General features: G+C 53.7%; 22 protein-coding genes. 7 read left to right on the top strand and 15 right to left on the bottom strand.

Features of this window, described 5'->3' with window-relative positions:
• The 8 genes from glf to AB5Y83_RS02035 all read right to left on the bottom strand — a co-directional run bounded on the left by glf (position 1) and on the right by AB5Y83_RS02035 (position 7,401).
• The gene (gene glf, locus AB5Y83_RS02070) at positions 1-1,158 is read right to left on the bottom strand and encodes a UDP-galactopyranose mutase (RefSeq protein ID WP_368174616.1); all 1,158 of its coding nucleotides are present in this window, start codon (positions 1,156-1,158) and stop codon (positions 1-3) included.
• Complete coding sequence (locus AB5Y83_RS02065) at positions 1,155-2,126, bottom strand: glycosyltransferase family 2 protein (RefSeq protein ID WP_368174615.1); 972 nt, start codon at positions 2,124-2,126, stop codon at positions 1,155-1,157. Before AB5Y83_RS02065 ends, glf begins: the two co-directional genes overlap by 4 nt.
• A 168-nt stretch (positions 2,127-2,294) precedes the next feature.
• Positions 2,295-3,500 (bottom strand): acyl-CoA reductase, encoded by a 1,206-nt coding sequence (locus AB5Y83_RS02060; RefSeq protein WP_368174614.1) that lies wholly within the window; start codon positions 3,498-3,500, stop codon positions 2,295-2,297.
• Positions 3,479-4,534 carry an acyl-protein synthetase gene (locus AB5Y83_RS02055; protein ID WP_368174613.1) on the bottom strand — a complete coding sequence of 352 codons (1,056 nt, stop codon included), beginning with the start codon at positions 4,532-4,534 and terminating at the stop codon, positions 3,479-3,481. Before AB5Y83_RS02055 ends, AB5Y83_RS02060 begins: the two co-directional genes overlap by 22 nt.
• A complete protein-coding gene (locus AB5Y83_RS02050; RefSeq protein ID WP_127007601.1) occupies positions 4,531-5,889 on the bottom strand; it encodes an AMP-binding protein in 1,359 nt (452 codons plus the stop codon). The genes AB5Y83_RS02055 and AB5Y83_RS02050 overlap by 4 nt, the downstream gene beginning before the upstream one ends.
• On the bottom strand, positions 5,886-6,635 hold the full coding sequence (locus AB5Y83_RS02045) for an SDR family NAD(P)-dependent oxidoreductase (protein WP_368174612.1): 750 nt from the start codon (positions 6,633-6,635) through the stop codon (positions 5,886-5,888). Before AB5Y83_RS02045 ends, AB5Y83_RS02050 begins: the two co-directional genes overlap by 4 nt.
• Positions 6,635-6,868: an acyl carrier protein gene (locus AB5Y83_RS02040; RefSeq protein ID WP_021230851.1), complete on the bottom strand. Its 234-nt coding sequence runs from the start codon at positions 6,866-6,868 to the stop codon at positions 6,635-6,637. Before AB5Y83_RS02040 ends, AB5Y83_RS02045 begins: the two co-directional genes overlap by 1 nt.
• Positions 6,865-7,401 carry a GNAT family N-acetyltransferase gene (locus AB5Y83_RS02035; protein WP_368174611.1) on the bottom strand — a complete coding sequence of 179 codons (537 nt, stop codon included), beginning with the start codon at positions 7,399-7,401 and terminating at the stop codon, positions 6,865-6,867. Before AB5Y83_RS02035 ends, AB5Y83_RS02040 begins: the two co-directional genes overlap by 4 nt.
• 164 nt (positions 7,402-7,565) lie before the next feature.
• Here AB5Y83_RS02035 and pseF point away from each other — a divergent pair, with 164 nt between their 5' ends.
• The 5 genes from pseF to AB5Y83_RS02010 are packed head-to-tail and all read left to right on the top strand — an operon-like array spanning position 7,566 to position 12,087.
• A complete protein-coding gene (gene pseF / locus AB5Y83_RS02030) occupies positions 7,566-8,261 on the top strand; it encodes a pseudaminic acid cytidylyltransferase (protein WP_279487465.1) in 696 nt (231 codons plus the stop codon).
• On the top strand, positions 8,251-9,507 hold the full coding sequence (pseG, locus tag AB5Y83_RS02025; protein WP_368174610.1) for a UDP-2,4-diacetamido-2,4,6-trideoxy-beta-L-altropyranose hydrolase: 1,257 nt from the start codon (positions 8,251-8,253) through the stop codon (positions 9,505-9,507). Before pseF ends, pseG begins: the two co-directional genes overlap by 11 nt.
• A 6-nt stretch (positions 9,508-9,513) precedes the next feature.
• Positions 9,514-10,560, top strand: coding sequence for a pseudaminic acid synthase (gene pseI / locus AB5Y83_RS02020; protein ID WP_021230847.1), 1,047 nt, complete (start codon positions 9,514-9,516; stop codon positions 10,558-10,560).
• Positions 10,553-11,845 (top strand): motility associated factor glycosyltransferase family protein, encoded by a 1,293-nt coding sequence (locus AB5Y83_RS02015; protein ID WP_021230846.1) that lies wholly within the window; start codon positions 10,553-10,555, stop codon positions 11,843-11,845. The genes pseI and AB5Y83_RS02015 overlap by 8 nt, the downstream gene beginning before the upstream one ends.
• Complete coding sequence (locus AB5Y83_RS02010; protein WP_021230845.1) at positions 11,842-12,087, top strand: hypothetical protein; 246 nt, start codon at positions 11,842-11,844, stop codon at positions 12,085-12,087. The genes AB5Y83_RS02015 and AB5Y83_RS02010 overlap by 4 nt, the downstream gene beginning before the upstream one ends.
• A gap of 178 nt (positions 12,088-12,265) precedes the next feature.
• Here AB5Y83_RS02010 and AB5Y83_RS02005 read toward each other — a convergent pair whose 3' ends face one another.
• The 7 genes from AB5Y83_RS02005 to flaA form a co-directional block, all read right to left on the bottom strand.
• Positions 12,266-14,347: a 6-hydroxymethylpterin diphosphokinase MptE-like protein gene (locus AB5Y83_RS02005; RefSeq protein ID WP_368174609.1), complete on the bottom strand. Its 2,082-nt coding sequence runs from the start codon at positions 14,345-14,347 to the stop codon at positions 12,266-12,268.
• A gap of 6 nt (positions 14,348-14,353) precedes the next feature.
• Complete coding sequence (locus tag AB5Y83_RS02000) at positions 14,354-14,653, bottom strand: hypothetical protein (RefSeq protein WP_368174608.1); 300 nt, start codon at positions 14,651-14,653, stop codon at positions 14,354-14,356.
• Complete coding sequence (fliS, locus tag AB5Y83_RS01995) at positions 14,650-15,072, bottom strand: flagellar export chaperone FliS (protein ID WP_368174607.1); 423 nt, start codon at positions 15,070-15,072, stop codon at positions 14,650-14,652. The genes AB5Y83_RS02000 and fliS overlap by 4 nt, the downstream gene beginning before the upstream one ends.
• A 25-nt stretch (positions 15,073-15,097) precedes the next feature.
• On the bottom strand, positions 15,098-16,507 hold the full coding sequence (fliD, locus tag AB5Y83_RS01990) for a flagellar filament capping protein FliD (protein WP_019446040.1): 1,410 nt from the start codon (positions 16,505-16,507) through the stop codon (positions 15,098-15,100).
• Between the two features lie 27 nt (positions 16,508-16,534).
• Positions 16,535-16,975 carry a flagellar protein FlaG gene (locus AB5Y83_RS01985; RefSeq protein ID WP_019446041.1) on the bottom strand — a complete coding sequence of 147 codons (441 nt, stop codon included), beginning with the start codon at positions 16,973-16,975 and terminating at the stop codon, positions 16,535-16,537.
• Between the two features lie 33 nt (positions 16,976-17,008).
• Positions 17,009-17,920 (bottom strand): flagellin B, encoded by a 912-nt coding sequence (gene flaB / locus AB5Y83_RS01980; protein ID WP_019446042.1) that lies wholly within the window; start codon positions 17,918-17,920, stop codon positions 17,009-17,011.
• A gap of 583 nt (positions 17,921-18,503) precedes the next feature.
• The gene (flaA, locus tag AB5Y83_RS01975) at positions 18,504-19,418 is read right to left on the bottom strand and encodes a flagellin A (RefSeq protein WP_019446043.1); all 915 of its coding nucleotides are present in this window, start codon (positions 19,416-19,418) and stop codon (positions 18,504-18,506) included.
• 387 nt (positions 19,419-19,805) lie between these two features.
• On the opposite strand from flaA, the gene AB5Y83_RS01970 reads away from it, so the two are divergent.
• Both AB5Y83_RS01970 and AB5Y83_RS01965 read left to right on the top strand, forming a co-directional pair.
• Positions 19,806-20,438, top strand: coding sequence for a trimeric intracellular cation channel family protein (locus tag AB5Y83_RS01970; RefSeq protein WP_005333975.1), 633 nt, complete (start codon positions 19,806-19,808; stop codon positions 20,436-20,438).
• A gap of 100 nt (positions 20,439-20,538) precedes the next feature.
• On the top strand, positions 20,539-20,931 hold the full coding sequence (locus AB5Y83_RS01965) for a hypothetical protein (protein ID WP_150996485.1): 393 nt from the start codon (positions 20,539-20,541) through the stop codon (positions 20,929-20,931).
• Positions 20,932-20,985 lie beyond the last annotated feature (54 nt).

Raw genomic sequence — 20,985 nt, 5'->3', positions numbered from 1 at the left:
CTACACCATAACGAATGTTTTAAATTTTATTAGTGAATTATAAACAGCATCATCCATATCAAAATAACGATATTCAGCGAGACGTCCTAGGGTAATCAGCTGTGAGAAATTAATTAACTCCTCATAATACGTCTGATAATGCTGTTTGGCTGCATCGGTAAACAGCGGATAGTAAGGCTCGAGCCCCTGTTCTGGCTGATAGTCACAGGGATATTCGTATACGATACTGGTGCCGGGATGTGCCTGCCCGCTGAAATGCTTGAATTCGGTTATCCGCGTGAAGGTTTCTTCATTCGGATAATTGACGGTGGTGACAGGTTGGAATTGTTCTTGCGCCAGATGGCGATGTTCAAAACGCAGTGAGCGGTATGGCAAGCAATTCCCTTCTTCCGGCATCAACTGATCCAGCATACCGGTATAAATCAGTGGGCCACCAAAAGGTGCGCCATCCAACCACACCAGCTTCTGCAGCCAATCCAGCCTGACGTGCTCTGCCATGGGGGTCGACAGCCTCACGTCAATCAGCGGATGCGCGAGCATGCGCTCAAACATGGCGGTATAGCCTGCGGCCGGCACCGCCTGCCAAGGGTCGGTGAAGTAGCGATCATCCCTGCTGACCACAATGGGTACCCGCGCCGTCACCTCGGGGGAGATCTGCTCGGGCGGTACCCCCCACTGTTTGCTGGTGTAGTTAACGAAAGCTTTCTGATAGATGAAATCTGCCAATTCACCCAGCAGGGGATGCGCCTCTTTGCGCAGTTCCAGAATAGGCACTCTGGCACCATCACCAAACCGGGTGCGCAGGGCCTCAATCATGGCGGCTGCCTTGTCGGCGGGAAAACAGCGCTCGATGCTGGTCAGGTTGAACGGGATCGGCACCAACTGCCTGTCGATGCGTGACAACACACGATGCTCATAAGGCAGCCACTCGGTAAACTGCGACAAGTAATCCCAGACTTCCTTGTTATCGGTATGGAAGAGGTGTGGACCATAGCGATGGACCAACACACCATGCTCGTCATACTCGTCAAAGCAGTTGCCACCGATATGGTCGCGCTGTTCCAGCACCAGCACCTTCCAACCAAGCTGGCTGGCCATTCGCTCAGCCATGACGGCACCGGAAAGCCCGGCGCCAATGACGATCGCCTGATAACTCATGCCGCCTCTCCAAACAATTGTTGCATAACCCGTGCTGGATGAGCTCGCTGCGCCCACGCCAGTTGATGTCTCTCATCGAAGAACCAGCCTGGCGCCAGCTTCGCTACCTCAGTAACTGACTGTTCGATAAGTTGCGTGAAGCGGGCAACGTCATCCTGCCGCAGAAAGTAGAGCGCGGCAGAGTAATAGTGATGGGAACGTCCTTGCGCAATTATCACCGGATCCTCGCCGAACGCAGCGGCATTGTCACAGGCTCGCAGCAGATCTCGCAGCGACTGTTCACGACGATCTGCCGATTTGCGGGTCTGTCCGCCAAAGCTCTGGGTATGGAAGCGATAACGCCCCAGCAGCTCGGGGATAAAATCCAGCGTCCCCGGATTACGTGAGAGGTTCAAAATGTGCCAGGGATAATCGAGGATGATCTTGCACCCCTCATCGATGGCATTTTCCATCCCTTCATAACGGCGAAACATTATGGAACTTGCATTGACGAACACCCCGAAGCGGATCAATGCCTCCCGTGTCATCATGGGTTCGAGATGGCGAGCATTGTAATAATCGCGGGTGAATAGCTTGATCCGTGCGCCAGTTTCATCATCAAACATCTCCGCTTCGTGGTAGCAAAGCGTGCAACCAGTGTGCGTATCAAGATAATCGGCCTGGCTCTGCAGCTTGCCCGGCAGAGCAAGATCATCCCCGTCGACATAGGCGATGTATTCACCGATAGCCTCTCTCAGCAAGCGTTTCTGGGTCTTGGCCAACCCCATATTCTGCGCATTCTGTAGTGCCTTGAGTTGAGGCCACTGCTGCACCAGCCGCTGCATAATGGCCCAGGAGTCATCGCTCGAGCCGTCATCAATGGCAATGACCTCAAAATCGAAATTGGTTTGCTGTTCCAGCAGACTTAGCAGACAGGGCTCGATAAAGCGCCCGAGGTTATACACCGGCACCAGTATGCTGACTTTCATAGAGAATCCAGAATTAGAGTAAAAAAGAAGCGAATTGGAGAAAATGGACAAGGCTACCGCACGGTCTCTGTCAACCCTTCCTGCCCTTCATGTCAATATTTACTGCAAGAGCCGTGCCTGACCAAGCTAATTCATTGATATGACTTGATTTATGTGACATGGAATCCACTATTCAATACGCTCAAGCTGACGGCTGCAGGCCACCAGCATGTCGATGCCGTCCCAGAGCCATTCGAATGCCAGCGCCTGTCCCGGACTTGCCACCCTATCGATACGGCAGCAAGGTGACAGCTGTAGCGCACACTCAAGCCGCGTTTTATCTGGCCCAACCCAGACACAGGTCTGCATATCCCAAGGCTGTAACAGCAACTCATCAAGGGTATCGGCAACAAATTCGGCAACTGTACCTCCTCCGATGTGTGCAAGCCGCAAAGAGGCGGTGGGAGTCAATAAGGTGACGCCAGCAAAGTTCTCCAGCTGCATCTGGCCATCATGGGTGGCATTTTGTTGACTATTGATAAGGCGTTCCATCATCAGGGAGGGATTATCTGCAAATGGGACGAAGATCCCTTCGAGCAGACGACGGTGCAACGCACTATCGGGAGAGCCCAACCAGCAAATGGTGGTGGGTGAGGCGCAGGCTTGTTGATTGAAACGGGTAAAGTCTTGTTGCAAAGCCGCGACCACTTGCCGCCACGCAGCAGCATCCAGGTTAGCGAGCCATTGGCTATCCAACACCGCCATGGAGCGGCGATCCGGAAACACGATTTCCTGAGCGCGGGGTGAGAGCGGAATAGCCCGTACCCGGCTGATGGTTTCATCACCGCCCCAAATGATGCGAAGGCGGCACCGGGCCGACAGCCAGGCGGTGACGCGTTCGTCATGGTCATACCGGATAAAACGGGTACGCGAGGCAATCTCTTGCCACTCGGGCAGAGAGAAAAGCTCGTTCAGGATGGCCAGCATGGCCTCTTGCACCGGGTCGATGCGCGATGAGAGACGTACCACGGACCCATTGCCCATCAGTAGCGCCATGATCCAGGAGTAGAACGCGACGGTCGGCACGTTGGAGGGTACCAGATGAAAAACCATCCCCAAGGGTGCGCGCCCTGCCATGCGTTTGCGCTGTAACTCAATCTGGCGTGGCCGCAACCAAAAACCAAAGGCGGCCAGATCCGGGTTCTCTCGCCCCTCCTGCTGCAGACGTGCAGAGAGCGCAGCCACAAAGTCGCAGATGACGGGCGCAAAGCTTGGCAACGGGCGAATGACAAAACCTTGCCAACCGCTGACGGGAGCCACGAAAGCGACCTCTGGCCCCGCTTGCCACATGACATCTTCTACATCTGATCGGCTCACTGGAAAGTGTCGCTGCATCCCCTCACCTCGGCGCCTTGCTGACGTCCTGATACATGGAAATAACGGCCACGACGGCCGCAGGGGCAATCATCCTCCCCCAGCAGCACGCCGAGATCCTCGGTCAGCAGGCTGTGGCCTGGATAACTTTGGGGAATGGCAGAGATCACCTGCAACAAGCCGGGTTGGCCGACCCCGAGCGGTCGATGGGTCAGCGGATCCCGCACCAGCAGCTCAGCAAAGAGAGGCGCATGCAGATGGCCCTGCTCGCACTCGACAAACACCGACCCCACCTGCTCCACCATGCCATAGAAGTTGTGGACCCGACTCAGCCCCAGCTGTTCGCGGCAGCGGGCCTTGAAGGCAGGATTGTCCACCGCTAGGTGCTGCAGCTTCTTCCAGCCACCACTGTGAAAAAGCGTGCCCTGCGTCAACGGCAGTTGCAGACCGCGCTCACGCAGCGGCTCCAGCAAACATTGCCAGACCATGAAGGTAAAGCCGAACAACAGGACCGGCTGGCCTGCATATTTGTCACAAAACGCCTCGATGACCGGCCAGTTGGGCCGCATCTGCTCATCGAGGGCATAGGTATGGTCTCGGCCAAGGAAGGAGAGCCCAAGCGCACCGGCGCCGCGGGCTGAAAAACCGCTGCGGTTTTGGATAAGAGCTGGTTGCTCCACCAGCAGCATGGGCAGCCGTTGCTTGCCGACAAACTCTTGCAAGATTTTCACCAGCACCTTGCTCTGCAGGGCGGCGGTCTCCCTGTCCAGCACAATGCGTGACGGCGTCCCCGTGGTGCCCGACGAGGTGAGCACCTTGAATACCTCTTCTTGCGGCACGCTCTGCCATTGGGCCAATTTGAACAGGCGGGCGGCCAGATAGGGAAGCTCTTGATAGGTCGAAGCCTGACCCCAGCCAAACGCCGACAGAATATTGGCAAAAGCTGGACACCCCTGCCCATGCCGCTGCGTCAATTCATTCAGACGAGCAAGGAGCAGCCCACTTTTTTCACGTTGGGGTAGCCCGAAAACCGGCGCATCAAACAGCCTGTTCATAGCTGCTCCAGTTGTGTTAACAGGGCCGGATAATCAATCTTCATATTGCTGCGTCGTGGCAAATGATGTTGGTAGATACGCACGCTTGATGGCGGCACCATCAGCCAGCGGGCCAGCTGCAGCTGCAGTGCGTCACTGGGGCACGCATCTGCCTCGATGGCTACCAACAGGCGATCATCGCGGCCGGTCGCAGCGCAGGAATAGCCCCTCCCCAGCAACCAGGTTTCCACTTCAGCTAAACTCACTCGTTTGCCAAACAGCTTCAGGAAACGGTTGAGTCGCCCAGTCAGATAGAAGCGCCCCGCCTCATCACAACGAGCCAGATCGCCAGTAAAGAGCGCATCCATATCACGCCCCCGAGCCAGATCTTCAGGGAGCTCCGCATAGCCCAGCATCACGTTTGGCCCTTGGTAGACTAACTCCCCTTCCCCGTCGGGAAAGCCGGGCTCATGACGCAGATAAAGAAGCCCGCCCGGCACGGCACGGCCGATAGCATCCGGGGCAATCATTACTTCATCGTGCGCTAACCAGGCGATGCGCGGCGCCGCTTCGGTCTGACCATACATCACGAAAAAACGGCGTCCCAGCGCAGTTGCCTGCTCGGCAAATTGCTTTGCCAGTGCCGGCTCAAGCCGCCCTCCGGCCTGGGTCAGAGTCATCAGGCTGGGATAACGCGCCCAGTCAAAACGCAAGCGGTTTAGCATCTGAAAGGTAAACGGCACCCCCGCCACGCTGGTGACCTGATGGCGATTGACCTCATCCCAGAATTGGCGCTCAAGGGGACTGGCAGTGCATGACACCAGAGAGGCGCCAGCCAAAAGATGGCTGTTAAGCACCGACATACCGAAGGAGTAAAACAGTGGCAACGAGGTGATGGCTCGTTCCCCCCCGTTCAGCGCCAGATATTCGGCGATAGCCGCGGCATTGGCATCAAGATTGGCTCTCGACAATCGCACCCATTTGCAGGAGCCGGTACTGCCCGATGTCGGCAGCAGCATGGCCAGTTCAGGGTGAAGTGAGGGCGCATCGCCAAGATACGCAACCGCCCCATCCTCCAATACCTGCAGGCTGACACCAAAGCGCTGGCACTGTTCACGGTGCAACTGGGCATCCTGAGCAGGATCGGCCAGCATGATGGCGTGGCCATCACGCAGGGCCAGCAAGTAGTGCAGCAGATGCCGGGTTGATGTCACAAATGGCAGGTAGACCAAATGGCGGCCAGCAGGATAGGTGGTGGCCAACTGCGCCACACGCCGAGCCAGCTCACCATAACTGAGCCACCCCTCTTGCGGGTCTCGCCAGGCGGGCTCCTCATTGTTTTCAACCAGATGCGTCAACAAATCAGGCTGGCTCAAATCACCATTCCCCCATCGACCCCAATCACCTGCCCGGTCACATAGCTCGACAAGTCGGACGCGAGAAACAGGGCCACTTTGGCCACTTCATCTGGCGTGCCAATCCGTCCCATCGCGATGCTGGCCACCCGCTCGGCAAACTTCTCTTCCGGGATGGCATGCGCCATATCGGTATCGATAAAACCGGGGGCAATGGCATTGACCCGGATCTGGCTGGCGGACAGCTCCTTGGCCAGTGACTGGGTAATACCGATCACCGCCGCCTTGCTGCCGGCATAGCAGCTGAGTCCGGCAGCCCCCACCAGCCCCATCAGGGAGGCAAGATTGATGATGCTGCCGCCACCGCTGCGTTGCATCAGGCGCGCGGCATACTGGCTGCAGTAGATCACGCTAAAGGTATTGCTACTAAACGTCTTCTCCAGATGGGCCTGGTTCGCCATCCCCAATAACGCCTCTTCCAGCATGCCGGCATTGTTGACCAGCACGTCCAGCGATCGGCTCTGGGTAAAAAGCTGCTGAAAGGCTTGCTTGACCGCCACCGGCTCAGCCACATCAAAACAGAGAGGCTGGCAGGGCACCCCGAACTCGGAACCGAGCGCGATTGCCAGCTGGCTCATGGTCACCTCATCACGGCCTCCCAGCCACAGTTTAGCCCCCTGAGAGGCAAACTGGCGGGCGATGGCAAGACCGATGCCACGCCCGGCACCGGTGATCAACACCCGCTTGCCCTGCAACAGCCCCTGCATCAGAAAGCGACCCCGTACTTGGCCAGGATCTCGCGCGCCTTGCCGACCGAACTCATGTCGATAATGTCATCGGTGTCGAGCAGCACGCCGTAGTTATCCTCCAACTGGGCAATCAGCCCCATGTGGGCGACAGAATCCCACTGCGGGATACTGTTGTAGGCCAGCCCATCGCTGACGCTGCCGATATCGAGACCCAGCGCCTCGGCAAAAACCTGTTCCAATGCGATTGTCATCTGAAAAATCTCCGTAGCCGCTCACGTGCGGCATAATAATTCGCCGGCAGCAGTTCCAATGCAAAAAATCCATTCTCTTGCCCAACTTGGCGGTAACCCAGTTGTTCATTCAAGCGCAGGGCAGAGCGATTGTTCTCCCGAACCAGGGTGCGGATACAACCGATGTGCAACTCGTCAAAACCCTGATCAAGCTGAGATAAGGCAGCAGCGACAGCCAGCATGGGATGCCGCACGCTTGAGTTGCCAAGATAGAGCCCCGCATCGGCGATCGCCTGACCCTGCAGCTCGCCCTGGCACTCACCTTTCAGATTGACGTAGCCCGCTCGCACGCCCTTGCACCAGAGCACCCAGTGCTGCTGATCCTGTCGCTCACGGGTGGCGGCGAACCATTGGCGCTGTTGCCGTGGTGAGATACGCGTCTGGGATACCATCTGAATTCGCACCTCATCCTTATTGCGCCAACGTCGCAAGGCAGGAAGATCCCACGGCTCTATCGGGCGTAACTCAACGCCATAGCTCATCTTAAACGCCATCCACTTTTCATGACCTGTCTCTCTTATCGACCACACTGCTGCCATTCCGTAGCAAAAATCGATAATACAAGGAGAAAAACCAGTATAATATCAAAAATAATCAAAGAGTTGTCATCGATTATCCTGGCTTTGGCCAGTCATTAATCCAGCAGAGAGAACCCATCATGGCCATCGCCATTATCCCGGCCCGAGGTGGCAGCAAACGCATTCCACGCAAGAATATCCGTCCCTTCTGTGGCCAGCCCATGCTCGCCTATGCCATCCAGGCGGCGCAACAATCGAGCTGTTTCAGCAAGGTGATGGTCTCCACCGATGATGAGGAGATTGCCGAAGTTGCTCGTCAACTGGGCGCGGAAGTACCATTTCTGCGGCCAGCCAACCTCGCCGATGATCACACAGGTACCACCCCTGTGGTGATCGACACCATCCAGCGGCTCGACCAGCTCGGCATCCAGGCAGAGCACTACTGCTGCATCTATGCCACTGTCCCGCTTATTCAAGCCGATGACTTGAAGGCCGCCCATCAGCGGCTGATCGCAAGTAATGCTCCATTTGTCTACACCGTGGCCGAATTCGGCTTCCCTATCCAGCGCGCCGTGCGCATGGATGAGCAGGGCCGGGTCACCCCCTTCTGGCCAGAACAGATGGCGAAACGCTCTCAGGATCTGGAGCCTGCCTATCAGGATGCCGGCCAGTTCTACTGGGGCAGCCGCGCGGCCTGGTTGGGAGGGATCAGCCCGGTGGGGGGAGAAGGGATTGGCCACATACTGCCGCGGCACAGGGTGGTCGATATCGACACGCCGGAAGATTGGCACCTGGCCGAACTGCTCTATCAAGTGCTGGCCCAAGATGACGTTTAAGGTTGCCTTCCGGCTCGACGCCGGCACCGAGATTGGGCTGGGTCATCTGATGCGCTGTCTGGCCATCGCCGATCGGCTGAAAACGACTGGCGCCGAGTGCCACTTCCTCTGCCATCAGCTACCTATGCACCTGTTGCCACTGCTGCACTCCCACCAGCATCACGCTCTCTGTGATCTGGACGATGCAGGCCCCTTGCCCACCTTGCGCCCGGAATGGCTGGTGTGTGATCACTACCAGATTGATCGGCAAATCGAGCAGACACTGGCAAGTCACTGTGGTCAGTTGCTGGTGATCGACGATCTGGCCGATCGCCCTCATCATGGTCAGTTGCTGCTGGATCAGGGGCCACTTCGCAGCACAGCCGATTACCAGTCACTCGTCTCTGCCGACTGTCGGCTGCTGCTGGGCACCGGCTATGCCCTGTTGCGCCCTGCCTATCGCCAGCTGGCGCGGCCACACGCCAGTCAGTGGCAACGGGGCCTTGTCTGCTTTGGCGGCGCCGATCCCGCCGGCGCCTGCCTCATCACCCTCAACACGCTGGCTCGACTGCCATGGGCTAAAACCGTCAGCTGGACTCTGGTAGCCGGTGGGGCAAATCCTTTCTGGCCCGAGCTGCAACAAAGGGTTGCCGAACTGCCCGATCTGCCGCTCACCCTGCTGCGTCAGAGCGACCAGATGGCCGACCTGATGAGCCGACACGACTTCGCCATTGGCGCTGCGGGCGGCATGACCTGGGAGCGAGCCTGCCTCGGCCTGCCGACCCTGGCAGTCCCCATCGTCGACAACCAGCAGTTCAACGACGAGGTGATCGCCCGCTTCCAGTTGGCCGAACGACTCACGCTGAGCGAGCTGGCCGAGCCTGAGCGGCTGATGCAGGCCCTGCAACGCCTTGAATGGCAGGCAGATGACTATCGCCGCCGCGGTCAACAACAGGTTGACGGGCTGGGGCTGGATCGCCTCACCGCTTGGCTGCTACCACAACCCGATTATCAGCTGTTACCAGATGGCCAACAGTGGCAACTACGCCATGATGACCAACTGCTGCTCACCTTGACTCTGGACGGTCAGCATCTGACATGGCAGGCAGCCCGGCCACTTCAACCAGCGGAGTGGCAAGAGCTGGCACATCGCTTGCAAACAATTTTCTCCCAATCTCCCCTCTATCTTGCCGAGCCACCGCAGATGGCGCCCCCTGCCCCCTGGCAGCCGGCGCTGCAAGGCTGGCAACTTGGCACAGGAATCTGAACACAGATGCAGATCGATCATCGCCCCATCAACCAGGAACAGGCCCCCTATGTGATTGCCGAACTGTCGGCCAACCACAATGGCAATCTGGACCGCGCCCTGGCCATCATGACCGCAGCCAAAGCAGCGGGTGCCAGCGCTGTCAAGCTGCAAACCTACCGCCCGGATACCATCACCCTCAAAAGTGATCGACCGGAATTTCAGATCCACGGCGGTTTGTGGGATGGCCACAGCCTCTACGATCTTTATGAGTGGGCGCACACCCCGTGGGAGTGGCACCAGGCGCTGTTTGCAAAGGGGCGCGAGCTGGGGCTGACGGTCTTTAGCAGTCCGTTCGACTTCAGCGCGGTGGATCTGCTGGAATCCCTCGACTGCCCGGCCTACAAGATCGCCTCCTTCGAGCTGGTGGACTTGCCCCTCATCCGCTACGCCGCCCAGACCGGCAAGCCGCTCATCATGTCCACCGGCATGGCGAACGAGGCCGAGATCGCCGCAGCGGTCGAGATGGCGCTCAAGCATGGCAACGGCCAGCTGGCACTGCTGCACTGTGTCAGCGGCTATCCGGCGCCGGCGGCCGAATACAACCTGCGTACCATCCCTATGTTGCGCCAACGCTTCGGGGTCGAGGTGGGGCTCTCTGATCACACTCTGGGATCGGCCACGGCCATCGCCGCCACTGCGCTTGGGGCGACCCTCATCGAGAAACACTTCACCCTGGCCCGCGCCGACGGCGGGCCGGATTGCGCCTTCTCCATGGAGCCGGCCGAGCTCACCGAGCTGGTAACCTCGGTCAATACCGCCCATGCCGCCCTCGGGGTGGCCGATTACCAGCTCACCGCCAGTGAACAGGGTAACCGTGCGTTTCGCCGCTCCCTCTATCTGGTCAGGGATATTGCAGCCGGAGATTTGCTCACCGCAGAACACATCAAATCGGTGCGCCCTGCCCTCGGCCTGCCCCCGGCCGATTACGATCGGCTCATCGGCAAGCGGGTCAACCGAGACATGGCTGCCAATCAGCCTCTCAACTGGGAGTGGATTGCAAAAGATGAATGAAGAGCTGCTGCGCCACCATCTGGCGATAATCGAACAGCGTTGGCCACGGCTAGCAGCCCACCTCACGGTGGCACAGCTGGGCGATCTGCAGGTGGAGTTGTGTGAAGGCCTCAGCAGCACACTGCTGGTCAATGGCATCCAGCTCACCAGCCGGCACGACCGGGTGAAAGAGGCCGAACTGCAAGCGGCAACTCTTCCCGATGTACCCGTGCTGCACCTTTATGGCACCGGACTCGGCGATCTGCAGAAGGTGTTGCTGACACGCCCCCGGTTAGAAACCCTCCATGTCCATATCATGCACCACAATCTCTTCACTCTGGTGCTGGCCTTGCTCGAGCACGACGAGTGGCTGCAAGACCCCCGGGTAGAGCTGAGCCTCGCGGCCGATGAACAGGAGATTGTCCTCCCCTTCTTCGCCCTCCCCAGCGAACTGGAGCTGGCCGAAGATGCGGCCTGCCGCATTCGTGGTCGACTGGTGAGCGAAGTGATGGCGACTTACACCAAGCAACGCTTCGTCCCCGACTTGCCACGCATTACCGGGCGACTGACCGAGAATCTGCCACTTGTGGGTGAAGATGGCGATGTTGCCACACTTTTTGGCTCACACCCGGATGCTATTGCACTGGTCATCGCCAGCGGTCCCAGCCTGCAACACCATCTCCCTCGCCTTGCTGGCTTGTTGCAGCAACATCCAGAGTGGAAGGTACTCTGTGTCGATACTGCGCTCGCCCCTCTGCGACAATACGGCATCAGTGTGGATCTGGTCGTAACTATCGACGACGCTCTGACTCCGGATCGACTGGCCAGCCAGGGGCTGACTTCGGTTCCTCTGGTATATGCCCCCATGGTACCCCATGAGACGCTCGCAAGTTGGCAAGGACCGCGTTTTACCGCCTACTCCATCAGCCCCGTGTATGAACAACTTCGTCACACTCATCCCAAAGGGTTACTCCATCAAGGAGGCAGCGTGATCCATCCCACCGTCGATCTCGCCGTCAAGATGGGTTGTCGAGAGATCATTCTGCTCGGCTGTGACTTCGCCTTCCCCGGTGGCCAGACCCATACCGGCTGGGATGATGGTGCTTTGGGTCCTGTTGCCAGCCAAGCCCTCAGCTGGGTACTGGATGGCCATGGTCAGCGCGTCAGCACCAACCCCAATTTCACCACCTATCAGATCGAGCTTGAGCGCTATATGGCAAGCCACCCAGAAGTCAAATTCTGGAACAGCAGCCGCGACGGTGCGGCCCTGCTCGGTTGTGACTATCATCCGGAGCTGATGCCATGACCATCACAGAGCAGTGCATTGCACTGGCACACCATTTTCGCCTTGGCCTTCATGTTGAAAGTGCGCTGCAGCTACCGGCTCTGGTAGAGCAGGCATTGCATGCTCTACCTCCGGAGCACCAAGGCGATGCCGTGACCATAGTGAGTGCCCTGCTGGCTTGCCAGGAGCGCCATGACTGGCTGGGATTGGCAGACTGGCTTGAAGTTGAGTTTGCAACTCTTCTTACAACGCCAGAGAAATAATAATGCTGAGCGGGTGAAACGAAGGGAATCTCATATGCGAGCATGATAAACAAGCTTGCTCGCAATAACACCCCAAACGCATGTCACGTTTGGGGCTAAGGTTTCTAAATAATGACTGATAATTTCTTTAGAACACAACGTGTATAACGTGACAATAGATACACGTTATAATAGGCTGCTACTTAAATATATTGAGGCCTATAAAATAGGCAGTGTCATGTCTTTCCAATGCGCTAGCATAAATATGTTTGGCATCAGTAAAAAACTGTTCCAATATAGTGATTATAGCATTCAAATTTTCTGTCAGCGCATCATCAGAATCATTGATATGAGCCATCATCAAACTGATGATATTGGCATAGAAATAATTTATTGATCCTATCAATACACGGTAAAGATGGCTATCACGACTCATGAACAAATACAGCAGATAATCATGATGGCGTTGCATCATCGATTGAATTGCGTTGCGTTCACGAGGAACTGCTTTCCAATCATCAAGCAGTTTATTAACTACATCATTAAAAAACGGCACATTAATGGCAGATTGGAAATCAATACTGGCTACATTAAATGGTTTGAAACAACGTGATAGCAAATCATCAATGAAGGCTCGCTTATTAAAATCTGGCCAAGTGGGGTTGAGATGCTCAACCCGACGAGGTTCGGCACCAGCAACATAAGCACCATCACTACTATTGACACAACGTATTTCAGGATTATTTTCCAAAACCTGAACCATATTGTGAATAGAGAGACCAAATAAATGATTGATACGGACTTCACCACCAAAGTTACCACGAGCTGGAAATGTCTCGTTCAGATCCTGATGGTATTTTGCCTCCTGCTTTTCATTATAATAAAGGCTCAAACTAGAATGATGCTTATCAGCAAACTTATACCCATTGTCAATCCCAAACAGATAGATATCCTTAAAGCCAAGCAACGCTGCGTAATTAAGACCGGTATTTCCAACAAATGGATTTGAATACTCGATTGATTCAAACTCAAACTGTTCACCAAAATTAGTAGTCAGCAGTTTATACATAGGTTCATTTGGTTTGAATGCCAACCCGGTTTTACGGAAAAACGTCTTACACTCAGGATGAATCACATCCACGCTTAAAAAAACACTATCCTTGAGAAACTCCCCTGCATCCAGAATATGCAAAAAATCTGCTGAACTTTTGGTACGCTCAACAGCAACATAAATATCTGGCTTGATCCCAGCTTTATAAAGTGCACTGACTGCAGTGCCACAGGCAATGATAATAGCCTGACGTTGATGATCTCGAATAAAATCAATGCTCTGATCTAACGATGGCCCATTGCCAACAACAAATACAGGTATAGCCTCAGATGAAGACGTATCACGTTGGCGCAGAAGAAATGGTGTGCCATCTTGCAGATGAGTATGGCTATGAGCTAGAGCAAAGACATTATCATCAAAAAAACCCCACCCCGTACGCAGCAGATAGAACTCATTTTCAACCTGGTTAATAAGCGAATGCAACTTTGGCGAATGATAATGGCAGAATGAGAAATATGCTGCAGACCAGAATGCACCTTTACGATGAAGCGCTTCCATCATATCGGCTGCTAATAATTTTTCGTCAACCCCTATAAATAAATGTAAGCTTAATGACTCTTGCTCCATATAATCCAGCAAAGAGCACCAGTCAAAACAATATAAAGATGCATAAAACATATCAAGATCTGGTTCGAAAGCGAACAGATTCTTTACTTTGCATCGCTCGTATAAATAGCCAAGTTGATAACCCAAACCTATTCCATACATCAAGGATAATGGGATATCCATTGATAGTGCACTCTTGAGTGATAACCCTTCGAGCGTTGATTGTTGTTTAAGCTTGGATATTTCGTTGTTATATTTTATATGTATTTGATCATCAAAATACCATTGTGGTGCAAAATCAATACATTGCAAAATACTTTGTTCAATTACTTCATCAATTTGTGATTCAGTATCTGCGAATGGATTGTCACCGTATAACGAAACTTGCTCATCAAGCCACAATATATTAGGGATGCCATTTTCATTGCAAAAAAAACGGAATGGCCGTACTGGTTGATATGATTCAAAAAAATCATATATACTTGGCATGAATTTTTTAAAGGCATCCATGTTCATTGCAAAACGAACAGGCAATACCTCCAACATAGCAATTTCCTGTTGCTTTTGCCTCTCAAGGCGAACAAGTTCACTCTCGATATTTGTAATTTCTTGTTTAATATCCATGTATGCCTAACCTGCGTTCAGCTTGTACATATCAGATGCTCGACCTGCTTTTGAAAATTTCCACAAAGCTGCTTCTGTCTGATTCTTTGCATGTTCTATCAGCTCATGTAGCGTTTGAAACTGCACCAATGCTTGTTGGTGATCCATGTCAAGAACCACATGTGGAGGGATATTCTGGAAAACAGCATCAAGGAGAATGAGATAATGGTCGATCAACTGTTCAGCCGTTTGCACATCCTCCTGTTCGAACAAGGTCAGTAACTCTTGACCTACTGCGATTAATTCTGGCAAACGGTTATTGCTCATTCGGTTCCGCCCACTTTTTGTTGAGCCAACGCCTTATCTCGCTCCTCGACAGGAATAGCATCCCAACCGCTTTTAACTGTCAGCATCAGATTCATAACCTCATCGACAGCTGTGATATCCATATCACGGCTGGCATCCATCATCCTAGCTTTCATGTACTCATAAAGCGCAGAAAGGTCTTCGGGAACCTTACCATAAGAGAGATCAAGTGAATCTTGCAGCCCGTTGATAATGGCCATTGCTTTAGAGATAGAGTGGGATTTTTGCTCAAAATCTCGACGTTCGATAGCACCACGAGCCTGAGCCAAGCGCTCCAGGCAACCTTGCATCAAAAGTTGAATCACGCGGTAAGGATCGGCTACTGCCAATTCGGATTGCAGATTCTGGGTGGTATAGGCCTTTATATTTTTATGATACATATGAAACACCACTCATGACTTCACATTAACTATTGTTTGTATTTAGCATACTTAAATATGAGGCAGATTTATTCATCTTGGCCAACATAGCATCCAGACTTCCGTAACGGGCCCGCAAGGTCTCTTCATACTTGGTCAGCTGAGTGGCAACATCTGACTCCTTACGACCCACTTCGCGCAGATCGGAATTCAAAGAGTCTTCCCGTTTCGCCAACAAACCACCGGTCTTGGAGTAGGTTTCCAGCTGGCTGGCCAGCTGACCGGCGATCCCATCCTTACCGCCAAAAACTGCCACTACCTGATCGAAATTCTTGTCGATGGCCTCGTTGAACTTGGTATCGTCGATAGACAATACCCCTTTGTTATCCATCTTTATGCCCATCTGAAAAATCGTTTTATAAGTAGAGGAGTTTTTCGAAGGCTCGGTGATGATGCCATTCATCATATTGACTACAGCACGCGTCGTTGCATCGCCCGCCAGAGCCCCACCATCATTCTTGCTCTTCCCTTCAACGATCGTATTACGCTTGCCGAGCTCATTGCTCTTCTTCACCAGCGCGTTGTAACCATCGACAAAACTTTTGACCATGTCCTTTATGCCAGCCTTGTCGGTGGTCACGTCAACCTTGTTAGAGCTGTAGGTCTTGACCGGATTACCGCTGGCATCGGTAGAGGTTGTGCTATCCGACTCCCGCAACACGGTCAGTTTAAGTCCGACAATGGTGCCATCGAAGGTATTGGATGAACTGGTCAGAGTATTTCCATCAACGGTGATCTTGGCATCTTGAGCATCTTGGCGCTTGGTCAGTTTGGATACGAGATTATCGGTCAGGTCGGTAGTACTGCCAGTGATCTGCAGGTCCTTGCCGCTGCCGCTTACCCCGGAATCGATCATCAGCTTGGATTTACCATCGGAGGTATTGACTATATTGACGCTCAAACCGAAATTGTCGGCGTCATTGTTGATGCGTTTACGGATGGACTGTAGTGAATCCCCTGCTTTCACATCGACATCGAAGGTCTTGTCACCAGCCTTGAAGGTCAGCTTCCCATCCTCAGTGATAAGGGGAGTCGTCGATGAGTCGAAAGTACCGTCAAATTTACTGGTCTTCGCCAATTGTTCGACGCTGATATCATATTGCCCGTTGGAAGCCCCCGCCTTGCTCTCCACCTTGAGAACGGGTTTGTCCTTGTCCTGGGTAATATTAATCGAGCGTTTGTTGAACGCATCATCTTTGGACATGGCCTGAAGTGTCGTCACAAAAGAGGCGATGGCCGACTTCAACTGTCCAACCCCGGAGAGAGTGATCTGGGCATTGGTCTTTTTGGTGGTGATGGGCTGCATCAGTTGCGCCTTCTTGGCATTGACGCTCGCGGCAATGACAGACTCCAAGTCCAGCTGTGAACCCGCACCAGCAGACGTAATCGTGGCCATTCTCACTCTCCTCGTAAAACTTGCGTATTAAATCTCTTTATCAAGCAATAATCCGACTCTTGAGCCACCACCTATAACATCAACTTCACGCAGATCCTTGAGCCGCTTGCTGATAGCCAGCAACTCTTCACTTGGGATCTGACGGATCATTGACTTGGTATTGGCGTCCATCACCTTGATAACAACTTGCTCGAGATCCTTTTCGACGCTGAAGTTGACGGTCCATCCCTGCAACTTGCTGAACTCCTGCAAGTTTTGTACCTCTTTTTCAATATCCTTATCTGAGACATCGGATTTGCGAACCTTCTCTTTGGCTCGCTCCTCTTGTTGTTTTTCCACATCCTGTGTCATCACCCGCTGCTCTTCCGCCATGCCAGATAGCACTTGAGCGGCCGATTGGCCGCTCTTGCTACTTGACTGAAGAGAAGAAGGAGTGACCGATGAGGGAATTCCAATGTCATTGGCCATATCGTCGCTCCTTTTCTATCTCATCACTACCCGTTAACCCAACAGGGACAGCGCAGATTGCGGTCTTTGGTTAGCTTGCGCCAGGATACTTGAAGCAGCCTGCTGCAGGATGTTCTGCTTGGTCAGGTTGGCGGTTTCTGTCGCAAAGTCCGCATCACGGATACGCGAACGTGCTGCACTCAAGTTCTCGGACACGTTGGACTGGTTGCGAATGGTCGAGTCGAAACGGTTTTGGACCGCACCAAGCTCTGCACGTTTGCTATCAACCGCCTTGATCATGTAGTCGAGGTTGGCCATAGCAGACTGGGCACCACTGGCTGTTTTGATACTGTTCATGTTGGCAACAGTTACAGCAGTTGTCGCAGCGGTTACCTTGTACGGCTCTTTACTACCAGTAGAACCGGCGGCGATGGTGGCACTGCCTTTTGATGCGCCAGCAATACCGCTAATGGTAAAGGCACTGGTCATCTTGAAGGTAATGGTCTGGGTAGCATCCGCACCGACCTGGAATGAGCCCTTATATTTACCGTCCAGCAACTTCTGACCACCGAACGTGGTATCACTGGAGATGCGATCGATCTCGGTTGTCAGTTGATCATACTCTTGCTGCAATGCAACGCGGTCATCCGTATTGTTGGAACCGTTGGCTGATTGCTGCGCCAGAGTCCGCATCCGCTGCAACATGGAGGTTATTTCATCCATGGCCCCTTCTGCGGTCTGGGCTACAGAAATACCATCGTTTGCGTTGCGGTTACCCTGGTTCAAGCCGTTAACCTGTGAAGTCAAACGGTTGGAAATCTGCAAGCCAGCAGCATCGTCTTTGGCGGTGTTGATGCGAAGACCGGATGCCAATCTGGTATAGGAGGTATCCAGAGACTTGTTGGTATTCATCAAGTTACGCTGGGCGTTCAATGATGAAATGTTGGTGTTGATATACATGGCCATAAAATATTCTCCCGAAGAACATGCGACTGCAGGTTGCGTCGTCTAAACAACACGACGTCCCACCGTTTGAAGAGCAGGTTGAACATGCCTATCTCTTCTGGCGGGTGTCTGTTTGAACGAACAGGCCACCCGCAGTAGTGCAAACGTTGGATTCCGAACACCCCTCGATTGCTTCACTTTATTTAACGGCAGCGCAGATACAAGCTTTAGGAAAATTGTTGCCTAAAGCGGCAAGTTTTCTCCGGCAAGCGGCAACAGAACATCAATTGAGCAGCATCACCATGCAAATCACCGCTGATGATGACCTCGTTTACGGGATAAGATGCGTTGGCACGGTTCATGCTTTGAACTGATAGAGTGGCGTCAATTTGGCGACACAATAAAAAGAGGCCGGTAAACCGGCCTAAAGATGAGCATATGCTCAGGAGAATATGACCAAGCGTGACAGAACTGAACAGCTGGACAACACTTGGCATTACTAGTAGAGATTATATCTCTCCCGATAGAACAGAGTGCGACCCGAACACCCCTTTGTTCCATCTCTTGACCAGGGCGGCCTGAACAACCGCCCTGATTTCTTTTGTTAGCCTTGCAACAGTGACAGTGCAGACTGCGGGCGCTGGTTTGCCTGAGACAGAATGGTCGATGCGGCTTGCTGCAGAATGTTCTGCTTGGTCAAGTTGGCGGTCTCGGTCGCGAAATCTGCATCGCGGATCCGTGAACGCGCGGCACTGACGTTTTCTGAGACGTTCGCCTGGTTGCGAATGGTTGAATCAAACCGGTTCTGCACTGCACCCAATTCAGCTCGCTTGCTGTCTACAACTTTAATCATGTAGTCGAGGTTGGCCATAGCAGACTGGGCCGAACTCGCCAACTTGATGCTATTCATGTTTGCCACAGTCACTGCGCTGGTTGAGGCCGTTACTTTGAAAGGCTCTTTGCTACCAGTTGAACCGGCAGAGATTGTTGCATTGCCCTTGGCTGCCGAAGCCATACCTGCAATGGTAAACGCAGTGGTCATTCTGAAAGTAATGGTTTGAGCAGCATCAGCACCAACCTGGAAAGAGCCGACATAACCACCGTTAAGCAATTGCTTACCACCGAATGTGGTATCTTTTGCAACACGATCAATTTCGGTCATCAGCTGGTCATACTCTTGCTGCAACGCGGTACGGTCATCAGTGTTGTTGGAGCCGTTGGCTGATTGCTGAGCCAGGGTACGCATACGCTGCAGCATGGAGGTCACCTCATCCATTGCACCTTCCGCAGTTTGCGCTACCGAAATACCATCGTTGGCGTTGCGGTTACCCTGATTCAAACCGTTCACCTGAGACGTCAAACGGTTGGCGATTTGCAGACCCGCAGCATCATCTTTAGCGCTGTTGATACGCAAGCCAGATGCCAGTCGAGTGTAGGAAGTATCCAGTGATTTGGTCGTATTCATCAGGTTACGCTGCGCGTTGAGTGATGAAACGTTAGTGTTGATATAAAGGCCCATGACTATTCTCCTAAGCTATTAAATTTACTCTTCTATTTGCTCAGGCTTTATTATTTTCCGTGCCCGATGCGTCTTATTTAACGGCCCGTTTTTGGATGTCTTTAGCATTTTTTTCAACGCTTCATCGCATTAACGCCGCTTACCTTATATATCGGCGGGTCGGGGGGAAACTTAAGGAAAAAATCGGGCAACCAGAGACGACTGGAACAAGCTCCTGCCCCCCCCCCGCCAACGGCTGGGGCCAGCGCGCATCCACCAGACTCACCCGGTTCATGCCGCAAGAAAAAACCGCTGTAGACTCTCATTTTTGTCGAGCACAGTTGGCGATTGGGCTCACCAGCCCCTAAAATCGCGGCCCCATCAACAATTTGGCGTGAGTTGTTCTCCATGCAGACACTGGTTGAGCAGATTGTTTACATCAGCGACATGTTTGGTACTGCGGTATTCGCGTTTTCAGGGGTATTGGTGGCTGGCCGACTCAGAATGGACGGGTTTGGCGTCATGGTTTTGGCGGCGGTCACTGCCATCGGCGGCGGCACCATCCGTGACATGATCCTGGGAGCCACCCCCGTGTTCTGGGTGCGCGATCCCCTCTATATCTGGGTCGTCATTGCGACGGCGCTGATCGGTATGTGGATGGTCAAACTGCCCCGCAGAATGCCTTGGTATGTACTGCCGGTGGCGGATGCCTTCGGACTGGCCCTCTTTACCGTGATCGGTGCCCAGAAGGCCCTCAATTTCGGCACCCCAGGGCTGATTGCCGTGATCATGGGCACCATGACCGGAGTAGCCGGTGGCATGATCCGCGATGTACTGGCGCGGGAGGTCCCCATGGTGCTGCAAAAAGAGATCTATGCCACCGCCTGTATCCTTGGCGGCATTCTCTATACCCTGGCGCTGGAGGCCAACATGGACAGGGTAACGGCCATGCTCATCTGCATGACGGCCGTGTTTGGCCTGCGAGTAGCTGCTATCTACTGGCATCTGTCGCTGCCCACCTTCTCCCTGCAACGCAATTGAGAGCAGGCCCACAGCGTCATCATGTCGCTGTGGGCCGCGCGTTGAACCAAATAGGCTTTTCTGTTGTCATAGAAGCAGTCGTTGTTAGCCGGAACTTCTCATGCGCAAAATCGGTATGCTTACCACCCTTCTCCTGGCGAACGTGACGGCAGCCCACGCCGAAGCACAAGTGGTATTTGGACGACTGGCCTCGGCGCCGGTGCAGCAGTTCAACCAGCAGATACGCCAGGCAAGCCATCAACAGCAAAACTGGGTTAATGACTACCGTGAGGTAGCTCTGCGATTCGTCGGTCATGGTGACATACCCAGCCGCATCCATGCCCAGCAGCTGGACAATGATCTGGTGCTCTCGGTCGCCCTCGACGGCAGCAAGAGCGACATGATCTACATTCTGACCCTATATCGCAGCAACAACCTGTGGCAGATGCGGGAGGCGGAAATGGGCTGGCGTTGTCAGGGGCAGGACTCCTTTACCCCGGTTCCCTGCCCCTGATGGGCATGACAAACTGGTGAAATAAAAAAATCCGGCACATTGGCCGGATTTTTT

The organism is Aeromonas sp. R5-4 (assembly GCF_040908215.1).
Classification (GTDB): domain Bacteria; phylum Pseudomonadota; class Gammaproteobacteria; order Enterobacterales; family Aeromonadaceae; genus Aeromonas; species Aeromonas veronii.
This window is presented reverse-complemented; position numbering and strand designations above follow the sequence as displayed.

Excerpts from the sequence above, each read along its gene's own strand:
- glf (WP_368174616.1), bottom strand. The coding sequence starts at position 1,158 with ATGAGTTATCAGGCGATCGTCATTGGCGCCGGGCTTTCCGGTGCCGTC.
- AB5Y83_RS02065 (WP_368174615.1), bottom strand. The coding sequence starts at position 2,126 with ATGAAAGTCAGCATACTGGTGCCGGTGTATAACCTCGGGCGCTTTATC.
- AB5Y83_RS02060 (WP_368174614.1), bottom strand. The coding sequence starts at position 3,500 with ATGCAGCGACACTTTCCAGTGAGCCGATCAGATGTAGAAGATGTCATG.
- AB5Y83_RS02055 (WP_368174613.1), bottom strand. The coding sequence starts at position 4,534 with ATGAACAGGCTGTTTGATGCGCCGGTTTTCGGGCTACCCCAACGTGAA.
- AB5Y83_RS02045 (WP_368174612.1), bottom strand. The coding sequence starts at position 6,635 with ATGCAGGGGCTGTTGCAGGGCAAGCGGGTGTTGATCACCGGTGCCGGG.
- AB5Y83_RS02040 (WP_021230851.1), bottom strand. The coding sequence starts at position 6,868 with ATGACAATCGCATTGGAACAGGTTTTTGCCGAGGCGCTGGGTCTCGAT.
- AB5Y83_RS02035 (WP_368174611.1), bottom strand. The coding sequence starts at position 7,401 with ATGGCGTTTAAGATGAGCTATGGCGTTGAGTTACGCCCGATAGAGCCG.
- pseF (WP_279487465.1), top strand. The coding sequence starts at position 7,566 with ATGGCCATCGCCATTATCCCGGCCCGAGGTGGCAGCAAACGCATTCCA.
- pseG (WP_368174610.1), top strand. The coding sequence starts at position 8,251 with ATGACGTTTAAGGTTGCCTTCCGGCTCGACGCCGGCACCGAGATTGGG.
- pseI (WP_021230847.1), top strand. The coding sequence starts at position 9,514 with ATGCAGATCGATCATCGCCCCATCAACCAGGAACAGGCCCCCTATGTG.
- AB5Y83_RS02015 (WP_021230846.1), top strand. The coding sequence starts at position 10,553 with ATGAATGAAGAGCTGCTGCGCCACCATCTGGCGATAATCGAACAGCGT.
- AB5Y83_RS02010 (WP_021230845.1), top strand. The coding sequence starts at position 11,842 with ATGACCATCACAGAGCAGTGCATTGCACTGGCACACCATTTTCGCCTT.
- AB5Y83_RS02005 (WP_368174609.1), bottom strand. The coding sequence starts at position 14,347 with ATGGATATTAAACAAGAAATTACAAATATCGAGAGTGAACTTGTTCGC.
- AB5Y83_RS02000 (WP_368174608.1), bottom strand. The coding sequence starts at position 14,653 with ATGAGCAATAACCGTTTGCCAGAATTAATCGCAGTAGGTCAAGAGTTA.
- fliS (WP_368174607.1), bottom strand. The coding sequence starts at position 15,072 with ATGTATCATAAAAATATAAAGGCCTATACCACCCAGAATCTGCAATCC.
- fliD (WP_019446040.1), bottom strand. The coding sequence starts at position 16,507 with ATGGCCACGATTACGTCTGCTGGTGCGGGTTCACAGCTGGACTTGGAG.
- AB5Y83_RS01985 (WP_019446041.1), bottom strand. The coding sequence starts at position 16,975 with ATGGCCAATGACATTGGAATTCCCTCATCGGTCACTCCTTCTTCTCTT.
- flaB (WP_019446042.1), bottom strand. The coding sequence starts at position 17,920 with ATGGCCATGTATATCAACACCAACATTTCATCATTGAACGCCCAGCGT.
- flaA (WP_019446043.1), bottom strand. The coding sequence starts at position 19,418 with ATGGGCCTTTATATCAACACTAACGTTTCATCACTCAACGCGCAGCGT.
- AB5Y83_RS01970 (WP_005333975.1), top strand. The coding sequence starts at position 19,806 with ATGCAGACACTGGTTGAGCAGATTGTTTACATCAGCGACATGTTTGGT.
- AB5Y83_RS01965 (WP_150996485.1), top strand. The coding sequence starts at position 20,539 with ATGCGCAAAATCGGTATGCTTACCACCCTTCTCCTGGCGAACGTGACG.